The 9,465-nt window shown below is 66.3% G+C and carries 9 protein-coding genes and 1 pseudogene; 1 reads left to right on the top strand and 9 read right to left on the bottom strand.

Going from position 1 to position 9,465, the window contains the following annotated elements:
- The 9 genes and pseudogenes from I5M_RS19320 to map form a co-directional block, all read right to left on the bottom strand.
- A pseudogene (locus I5M_RS19320) lies at positions 1-256 on the bottom strand (hypothetical protein); the annotation flags it as partial.
- 86 nt (positions 257-342) lie between these two features.
- The gene (gene htpG / locus I5M_RS19315; protein WP_022722901.1) at positions 343-2,229 is read right to left on the bottom strand and encodes a molecular chaperone HtpG; all 1,887 of its coding nucleotides are present in this window, start codon (positions 2,227-2,229) and stop codon (positions 343-345) included.
- Between the two features lie 302 nt (positions 2,230-2,531).
- Entirely contained in the window at positions 2,532-3,887 is a 1,356-nt protein-coding gene (locus I5M_RS19310) for a sensor histidine kinase (RefSeq protein WP_022722900.1), read from the bottom strand.
- Positions 3,884-4,549 carry a response regulator transcription factor gene (locus tag I5M_RS19305; protein WP_022722899.1) on the bottom strand — a complete coding sequence of 222 codons (666 nt, stop codon included), beginning with the start codon at positions 4,547-4,549 and terminating at the stop codon, positions 3,884-3,886. Before I5M_RS19305 ends, I5M_RS19310 begins: the two co-directional genes overlap by 4 nt.
- The gene (locus I5M_RS19300) at positions 4,549-4,926 is read right to left on the bottom strand and encodes a PepSY domain-containing protein (RefSeq protein ID WP_022722898.1); all 378 of its coding nucleotides are present in this window, start codon (positions 4,924-4,926) and stop codon (positions 4,549-4,551) included. Before I5M_RS19300 ends, I5M_RS19305 begins: the two co-directional genes overlap by 1 nt.
- Positions 4,927-4,980: 54 nt before the next feature.
- Complete coding sequence (locus I5M_RS19295) at positions 4,981-5,301, bottom strand: hypothetical protein (RefSeq protein ID WP_031337070.1); 321 nt, start codon at positions 5,299-5,301, stop codon at positions 4,981-4,983.
- A 137-nt stretch (positions 5,302-5,438) separates the two neighbouring features.
- Positions 5,439-6,557: an S-methyl-5-thioribose-1-phosphate isomerase gene (gene mtnA / locus I5M_RS19290; protein WP_031337066.1), complete on the bottom strand. Its 1,119-nt coding sequence runs from the start codon at positions 6,555-6,557 to the stop codon at positions 5,439-5,441.
- 118 nt (positions 6,558-6,675) lie between these two features.
- Complete coding sequence (locus tag I5M_RS19285) at positions 6,676-7,551, bottom strand: S-methyl-5'-thioadenosine phosphorylase (RefSeq protein WP_022722895.1); 876 nt, start codon at positions 7,549-7,551, stop codon at positions 6,676-6,678.
- Between the two features lie 201 nt (positions 7,552-7,752).
- Positions 7,753-8,577: a type I methionyl aminopeptidase gene (gene map / locus I5M_RS19280; RefSeq protein WP_031337064.1), complete on the bottom strand. Its 825-nt coding sequence runs from the start codon at positions 8,575-8,577 to the stop codon at positions 7,753-7,755.
- Between the two features lie 205 nt (positions 8,578-8,782).
- Between map and I5M_RS19275 the strand changes: the two genes are divergently transcribed.
- Positions 8,783-9,465: potassium/proton antiporter (locus tag I5M_RS19275; RefSeq protein WP_022722893.1), on the top strand; the 683-nt coding region annotated here is incomplete at its 3' end.

The following is a 9,465-nucleotide window of genomic DNA, read 5'->3' as shown; positions in this document are numbered from 1 at the left end:
AAACTTGGTAGTTGTAGCCGAGTTGCAGGCCGGCGGCCGCGGACGGCGTGCGGACATGGTCACCGTACAATGACGGACCGAACGGACTGGTAAAGGACGAGGTGCCGTAGCTGCCGCCGAGATGCGCGCCGAAGTAAAGACCCGTCCAGTTCCACTGCACCGGCGCGGCGGGACGCGGCATCCATGGCAGGTCGGCAGCCGCGGCGGGCGAGATGAACGCCGTGAGGGCGGTAGCAGCAGCAAAAAGTCGACGCATGGAACATACTCTGCTCGGCACGATGATGCCGAGCAGAGTGCACTCCAGGGATTAAAAATTCGGTAACCGTGTTGCTTAGTTAGTTGCTAACCATGCGCAGTAAGCCCGCGCAGCACCAGCCGGTTAAGGCGGCCGGCGAAAGCGGCAGGGTCTTCGGGAAGTTCCCCATCGAGAATCTGCGCCTGCTCGAACAGCAGGAACGACAGGTCGGTCGCTTCCGTCTTGTCAGACTTCGCGGCTTCGAGTGCCGTCACCAGCGGATGCGACAGGTTGATCTCGAGGATCGGCTTGGCGGCGGCGCCCTTGTTGGCGCGGGCCAGCAGTTTCTCGAGTTCTCGATCCGGACCGAAGCCGCCGGCCACCAGGCACGACGCGCTCGACGTGAGCCGCTGCGACGCTTTCACATCACTGACGCGCTCGCCGAGCGCATCCTTGATGACCGCGATGACCGTCGTCTCGTCGGCCTTGGCTTCTTCGGGCTTCTCTTCTGTCTCGTCCTTGGCAAGCTTGGGGATGAGATCGAAGTTGATATCACCCTGGCTCAGCGACTTCAGCGGCTTGCCGCCGAAGTCGAGCGCGCCCGACGTCCAGAACGCGTCGACCGGATCGGTCAGCAGCAGCACTTCGATGCCGCGTGCCGTCGCCGATTCCAGCTTCGGGTTCGACTTCAGCCGCTCGATCGAGTCGCCGACCAAATAATAAATCTCGGTCTGGTTCTCCTTCAGCCCCTCGACGTATTGCTTCAGCGTCCGCTTCTCGCCCACCGTGGTGGTAAAGCGCGCCAGCGACAGCAGCTTCTCGCGGCGCTCGTAATCCTCGTAGAGGCCTTCCTTGAGCACCGGACCGAATGCGTCCCAGATCTTCTGATACTGCTCCGGGTTCTTGTCGGCTAGGCTTTCAAGCTCGCCGATCACCTTGCCGGTGACGGCCTTGCGGATCTGCGTCAGCTGCGGATTGTTCTGCAGCATCTCGCGCGACAGGTTGAGCGGCAGATCCTCGCTATCGATCACGCCGCGCAGGAAGCGCAGATAGGGCGGCAGCAGGTCGGCATCCGAGGTGATGAAGACACGGCGGACATAGAGCTTGACCTTGCCCTTGCGCTCCGGCTCGAACAGGTCGAACGGCTTGGTCGACGGCGCGAACAGCAGCACCGCGTAGGACTGCCGTCCCTCGGCGCGGTAGTGCAGCGTCATCGCCGGATCGTCGAACGCGTTCGCGATCTGCTTGTAGGCCTGCTTGTAGTCGTCCTCGCCGAGTTCCGACTTGGAGCGTTGCCACAGCGCGCTGGCGCTGTTGATCTGGCGCGGCTCGCCTTCTTCCGGCACCAGCTCGATCGGGAACTGGATGTTGTCGGAATACTCGGTGACGATGCGTTCGATCTGATAGGCCTCGAGATATTTCGACGCGTCGGCCTTCAGGTGCAGCACGATTTCGGTGCCGCGCACGACGCGCGCGGCATCTTCCTCGGAGGCCGGCGCGATGTCGAAGCCGGTGCCGCCGGACGACGACCAGGTCCACACGTCACCCGAGCCGGCGCGCCGGCTGGTGACGGTGATCTTGTCAGCCACCATGAAGGCCGCATAGAAGCCGACGCCGAACTGGCCGATCAGCGACGCCGAGTCCTTGGACTCCGCCAGCTTGGCGATGAACGATTTGGTGCCCGACTTGGCGATGGTGCCGAGGTTATCGATCAACTCCTGCCGGTCCATGCCGATGCCGTTGTCGGCGATGGTCAGGGTATCGGGTGCCTTGCGGGGGATGATCCGGATTTTCGGCTCGCCGCCGGGCTCCATCAGCGCCGGGTTGGCAATGGACTCGTAGCGCAGCTTGTCGAGCGCGTCGGAGGCGTTGGAAATCAGCTCGCGCAGGAAGATGTCGGTCTCCGAATAGACCGAGTGCACCATCAGGTTCAAAAGCTCGGCCACTTCGGCCTGAAACGGCTTCGTCTCCGGGGCGGTATCAGTCGTCGTCATGAGGATCGCTCAGTCCTGAACAAGGGGGATGGGAAAGCCCGGATATAGCGCGGGGACGAGGGATGGCAAGGTTTGGCAGGCCATCGTCTCAAGGCCACGCCGCCCGCCTGCCATGTAGCGTCACCACCCGCGAATGCGGGTGGCCCAGTGTCCCAGAGCGCGCCTGGCAGGCGCCCGGCACAACAACAAGCTCACTGGAATACTGGGTCGCCCGCCTGCGCAGGCGATGACGGCGCAATGGGTGGTAGCGCGGCGACTCATATCGACGTTCGAAGGCAGCGCGGAGGCGGTCCTTGCGCGAGCTACCCGGCCGCCCTGCACGTCGCCTTAAGCCCGCCCAGATCGGAGCGGGACAGCTCCAGTCGCCACCCATAGGCGTCGAGGACATCCTGGACGATGGCGAGGCCGAGGCCGGCGCCTTCGCCGCGCTGGTCGAGACGGATGCCGCGTGCCAGCACACTCTGGCACAACTCGTCGCCCAGACCGTCGCCATCATCTTCGACCGCCACGCACAACCCCTCCGCCGCATAGCCGGCGCTGATACGGACGCGGGAGCGGGCATGGCGGGTGGCGTTGTCGAGCAGATTGCCGAGCACTTCGGCGAGATCGGTGCGATCGAACGGCACCGCGACGCCAGCGCCGATCACCGTGCCGTAGTCGATCGAGCTGCCAGCCGGCGTGCGCGACTGGATGGTGACCAGCGACCGGGCCAATGGGGCCAATTCGACCGCGACGGTCTCGCCTCGGCGAGCGGCACCACGTAGCCGCGCCCGCGCCAGCTCGCGATCGACATGGCGGCTCATGGCGCTGCCGACCGCCTCGATGTCGCGCGCCAGCTTGTCCTCGCCGCGTTCACGCAGCCGGGCCGCATCGGCCGCCAGCGCCGCCAGCGGCGTCTTGAGGCCGTGGGCCAGATCGGCAGCGCGGTCGCGCGAGCGTTCGATCTCGCGCTCCTGCGCCTCGAGCAGCGCGTTGACCTCCTCGACCAACGGTCGCACTTCGTCCGGCACGGCCTCCGGCAGACGCCGCGCTTTGCCGGAGCGGATTTCGGCGACCCCGCGGCGCAGCGCCCCGAGCGGCGCCAGGCCGAGCATTACCTGCACCGAAGTCGCCAGCGCCAGCACCGCGCCCAAAATGCCGAGCGCGATCACCAGATCCTTGGCGAAGGCCAGCCCCGCCGCGTCGACCCGGGCCAGATCGATCGCCACGTCGGCACGTACCGGCAGCGGTTTGCCGGCGACAGTGAGCACGACACGGCGCTCGACGATCGACAATCGTCCGCCGGCCGGGCCCGGAATGTCGTGGTGATGGACCTCGCCCGGCGCCGGCTGGTCGATCGGCACGGTGAGGCGATCGTCCCACAGCGAGCGCGAGCGCAGCAGCTGATCGTGGTCGTCGCCGACCTGCCAGTACATGCCCGACAGCGGCTCGGCGAAGCGCGGATCGGTCGGCGGCCGCGCGACGATCAGCTTGCCATCTGGACCGATCTCGATGCCGGCGATCAGTTGCTTCAGAGAGACTTCGAGATCGTCCGCAATGGTGCGCGTGACGTGGCGCTCGAACAGGATCGTCAGCGCGACGCCGGCGATGCTGAGCGCCAGCAGGATCGCCGCAGCGCCGCCGGCGATCAGCCGCAGCCGGAGCGAATGCCGCGTCACGCTTCCTCTCCGGGCACGATGTAGCCGAAGCCGCGACGGGTCTCGATCAGCTCGGTGCCGAGCTTGCGCCGCACTCGTCCGACCAGCACCTCGATGGCGTTTGAGTCGTGGGCATCGTCCTGGCCGTAGATATTTTCCGAAAGCTCGAACTGCGAAACGACGCGGCCGCGATGCAATACCAGATAGGAGGCGAGACGATACTCCAGCGGCGACAGCGCCACCTGCTCGCCGCGGACGCGGATCTGCATCTGGCGTTCGTCGAGCGTGACCTCGCCGATATGGATCACCGACGAGGCGTGGCCGGCGGAGCGGCGCACGATCGAGCGCAGCCGCGCCAACAGCTCCTCCATCTGGAACGGCTTCGGCAGATAGTCATCGGCGCCGGCGTCGATGCCGTCGACGCGCTCGGCCCAGCTGCCGCGCGCCGTGAGGATCAGCACCGGCGTGCGCCGCCCGCCGTCGCGCCAGCGCTTCAGAATGGTCAGACCATCCAGTCGCGGCAGGCCGAGATCGAGAATGATCGCCGCGTAGTCCTCGGTATCACCGCGGAACCAGGCCTCCTCGCCGTCGCCGACGATCTCCACCAGATAGCCGGAGTCGCGCAGCCCGCGCGCGACATCCTCGGCGATCCGGCGATCGTCCTCGGCGAGCAGGACGCGCATCACTTCTCCCTGGTCTGGCGGATGGCGCCACTGTTGGGGTCGACATAGACCTCGAACAACCGCCCGGCCTTGTCGACGACGATGAACTCGTACAGCCATTCGCCGTGATGGCGCTCGATCTCGACCCCGGTGATCTCGCCCGGCAGTTTGCCGCGGATCACGGTCAGGAGTTCGGCCAGCGGACGGATTTCGCCACGTTCGACCGCGAGCCGGGCTTCATCGTGATCGTGGCGACCGTGGCCGTGCTCGTCGCCATGGCCGCCATCGTGCGCATGGCCGACGCCAGGCGCTACGAGGAAAAGCGCCGCCACGACGGCGCGGAGCAGATGTCGGCGCGGCAGGCTCACGTACGGGGGATCGGATTTGTAAGCTGGCATGAGGCCGGCATTTTCGCAGCTCAGCGCTGACCGGTCGCTGACATCCGCCGCGGCTCAACGGCCGCGCGAAAACAGCGGCCGCAGGATGCCCATCACCAGGCCGGCGGCGATCAGCAGGCCGACCACCGGGATCCACAACAGGAACGCGCCGAGCAGCAGCACCAGCACAATGGCGATCACCGCGCCGATCGCCAGCGCCATCATGAACATGCCGGCCGGACCGATACGCCCGACGAAGATGCGCTCGGTGGTATTCTGGTCGATGAAGATCCGCGTCCCCATCGGATCGCGGCTCTCGCCGGGCGGGATGATCTCCGGCTCGAAACGGGGCTGCTCCGGTGGTGGCTTGCGCGGGTCGTTGGTCGGTTCAGTCATGGCAAAGTCCTCGCGCACCGGACGAGACCCGGCGCGGCCGCCGGAGAATAGCGGCATTGCGGCCCGGCGCGAGCGATTTCCGAAGCCGCACGTGGCGATCCGCCGCTGCGGACGGTTGGGGCGCGCGTTGAGCGAACTCAGGCTGCCGTTTGCGGTTCCTGAGCCACCCGCTCCGGAAATGCCGCCGCCAGCGCGGCACGCTCCGGCTTCAGCACGCCGCGTTCGGTGATCAGGCCGGTGACGAGGCGGGCGGGGGTGACGTCGAAGCCGTAGTTGGCGACTTTCGAGCCGTGCGGCACGATCCGCACGGTCTCGATGCGGCCGTCTTTGGTGCGGCCGGTCATGTCGGTGACTTCGGACGCCTCGCGCTGCTCGATCGGGATTTCGCGGACACCGTCGTGGATGGTGAAGTCGATGGTCGGCGACGGCAGCGCGACGTAGAACGGCACCTTGTTGTCGGACGCCGCCAGCGCCTTCAAGTATGTGCCGATCTTGTTGCAGACGTCGCCGTCAGCGGTGACGCGATCGGTGCCGACGATGCAGAGATCGACGAGGCCGTGCTGCATCAGATGGCCGCCGGTGTTGTCCGGGATCACGGTGTGATCGACACCATGATGGCCGAGCTCCCAGGCGGTGAGCGAAGCGCCCTGATTGCGCGGCCTCGTCTCGTCGACATAGACGTGGATGGCGATGCCCTTGTCGAACGCCTGATAGATCGGCGCCGTCGCGGTGCCCCAATCGACGGTGGCGAGCCAGCCGGCGTTGCAATGCGTCAGCACGTTGACGCGCTCGCCAGGCTTCTTGGTGGCGGCGATGGCCTCGATCAGCTTCAGGCCGTTGGCGCCGATCGCCTGGTTGATGGCGACGTCCTCGTCGGCGATCTCGCCGGCGCGCTTGTAGGCGGCGGCGGCACGATCTGCGGGCTTCACCGGTTTCAGCGCGCGGCGCATTTCGTCGAGCGCCCATTTCAGATTGATGGCGGTCGGCCGGGTGGCGATCAGCTTGGCGTAGGCGCGATCGAGGCCGGCGTCGGACGCATCCTCGCGCATCGCCAGCGCCATGCCGTAAGCCGCAGTCGCACCGATCAGCGGCGCACCGCGCACCAGCATGGAGCTGATCGCCTCGGCGGCAGCATCGCTTGTCGTGAGCTGAACCACCACGTAGTCGTGCGGCAGCTTGCGCTGATCGATCGCCGCCACGGTCCAGCCGTCGGCCTCGAGCCAGATGGAGCGGGTAGGTGAGCCGTCGACTTTCATGGCTTCGCGTCCTCGCGCTAATTCGCTTACTTCGTCATGCCCGAGCTTGACCCGGGCATCCATCCCCTCAAGAAGATGGATTGCCGGGTCGAGCCCGGCAATGACGATGGTGGTGAGGCTAACCCTTCAAAATCCGACCCGCCACCGCGTCGAGCTTCTTCAAGAGTTCCGGATCGCGCGCCTCCGGCTGGGTGATCAGCGCGGTGTCCAGCGCACGGTCGGAGCCGATCGGGCACAGCTCGTGCTCGCGGGGAAAATCCTGCGCCAGACGGGCCACCAGGCTCTTGGCCTTCTCGGCATTGGTTGTGAGGACGCGGATGATGTCCTGCACCGTCACGGCGTCGTGGTCGGGATGCCAGCAGTCGAAGTCCGTCACCATCGCGACGGTCGCGTAGCAGATCTCGGCTTCGCGGGCGAGCTTGGCTTCGGGCATGTTGGTCATGCCGATCACCGAGTAGCCGAGCTGCTTGTAGGTGACGCTTTCGGCGTAGCTGGAGAATTGCGGGCCTTCCATGCACAGATACGTGCCGCCCCGCGCGAATGCGATGGCTTCGGCCTCGGCGGCGGCGGCAAGATGAACCCGAAGCCGCGGCGACACCGGATGCGCCATCGAGACGTGGGCGACGCAGCCTTTGCCGAAGAACGAACTCTCGCGCTTGTAGGTGCGGTCGACGAACTGATCGACCAGCACGAAGGTCCCGGGCGGCAGTTCTTCCTTGAACGAGCCGCAGGCCGACAGCGAGATCAAATCGGTGACGCCGGCGCGCTTGAGCACGTCGATGTTGGCGCGGTAATTGATGTCGGACGGCGACAGCCGGTGGCCCTTGTCGTGACGCGGCATGAACACGATCGGCAGGCCGGCGATGTTGCCGCGCCGTACCGCCGAGGACGGCTCACCCCACGGGCTTGCGATCTGCTCCTCGCGGACGTCCTCGAGCCCCGGCAGATCGTAGATGCCGGAGCCGCCGATGATGCCGAGCACGGCCTTGGTCATGAAGTGTCTCCCCGCTACCGGCGCGCCTGCGCCCAGCCGCATTCACCATGGGCGGGGAGGCCCCGGCAACCCTTTTGGCGCGAGTCTCAGTCTATGGTCTGAGCGTCGGGAAGGTCGAAATACGGCCATCTGCACTGCCGCGAACGGCTCGCAGAACTGATGACAGTTATGAGACAGCCTTCGTCCGGCTGCAGCGCCCGTTCAGCTCACGAACGGCGGCTTGTCGAGGCCCTTGGGCGACAGCGTGAAGATCTCGCAGCCGGTCTCGGTCACGCCGATCGAGTGTTCGAACTGGGCCGACAGCGAGCGGTCGCGGGTCACGGCGGTCCAGCCGTCGGACAGGATCTTCACATAGGGTTTGCCGAGATTGATCATCGGCTCGATGGTGAAGAACATGCCGGGCTTCAGCACGGCGCCCTGGCCGGGGCTACCGACATGGATGATGTTCGGCTCGTCGTGGAACAGCCGGCCGAGGCCGTGGCCGCAGAAGTCGCGCACCACGCTCATCTGCTGCGGCTCGACGAAGCTCTGGATCGCATGGCCGATATCGCCGGTGGTGGCGCCCGGCTTGACCGCCGCGATGCCGCGCAGCAGCGACTCATAAGTGACGTCGATCAACCGCTCGGCTTTGCGGGCTATCGGGCCGACCGGATACATCCGGCTGGAATCGCCGTACCAGCCGTCGACGATCATGGTGACGTCGACGTTGACAATGTCGCCTTCCTTCAGCGGCCGGTCGCCCGGCATGCCGTGGCAGACGACATGATTGATCGACGTGCAGGTCGAATAGCGATAGCCGCGATACATCAGCGTCGCCGGGAAGGCGCCGTGATCGAGCGCGAAGCCGCGGACGAAATCGTCGATCTGCGAGGTCGGCACGCCCGGCTTGACGATGTCGACCAGCTCGTCGAGGCAGCGCGCCACCAATTGGCCGGCCTTGCGCATGCCGGCGAAGCCGGCAGCGCCGTGCAGCTTGATCTGCCCGGTCTTGCGCAGGGCGGTATCGGTCGCGTCGACGTAGCTCATTCGATGATCTTTGCCGGTGAGAAGCGATTGATTTGCGCCCAATCTAGTGGCCGGGGCGGTCAGCGGCAAGCCGAACCGCCGCAGCGACCGCCGCATGGCTGCGCCGCAGTCGCGATTCCGGTGCGCGCAACGCCCCGCACTTGCGGCAGCGGACCACACCGTTAAGGATGCAACCCGCGTGATTTGAAGGACTTCGGCAGCACGGATGGATTCACTCGACACGGTCAGTCTGGCGATCCTGCTCGGCTCGGTGCTGGTAATGGCCGGCATCCTGTCGAGCCTGCTGGCCTTGCGGTTCGGCGCTCCGCTGCTGCTGGTGTTCCTCGTGGTCGGCATGCTGGCCGGTGAATCCGGCCCCGGCGGACTGAAATTCGACGATCTCGGCACCGCCTATCTGGTCGGTTCGGTGGCGCTGGCGCTGATTCTGTTCGACGGCGGGCTGCGGACACGTTTCTCCAGCATCAAGGCGGTGCTGGCGCCGTCGGTGACGCTGGCGACGCTCGGCGTGCTGCTGACCGCGCTGATCACCGCGCCGATCGCCCGCTACGCGCTCGACCTGAACTGGACCGAGGCCTTACTGGCTGGCGCCGTGGTCGCCTCGACCGACGCAGCGGCGGTGTTCCTGCTCGTCCATTCCCAGGGGCTGCGGCTGCGGCCTCGCGTCGGCGCCACGCTGGAAGTCGAGTCCGGCACCAACGATCCGTTCGCGGTGTTCCTCACCCTGATGCTGGTCGAATTCATCTCGCGCGGGCACGGCACCGCGCTGCACATCGTCATCGAGTTTCTGCGCGAGGCGGTGCTCGGGGTCGTCATCGGCGTGGTCGGCGGCCGCCTGGTGGTGATGGCGCTCAACAAAGTAGCGCTGCCGCAGGGGCTGCATGCACCGTT

The sequence above is a fragment of the Rhodopseudomonas sp. B29 genome (assembly GCF_000333455.1).
GTDB lineage: Bacteria > Pseudomonadota > Alphaproteobacteria > Rhizobiales > Xanthobacteraceae > Rhodopseudomonas.
The sequence above is the reverse complement of the archived record's forward strand: the minus strand, read 5'-3'. Positions and strand labels throughout refer to the sequence as shown.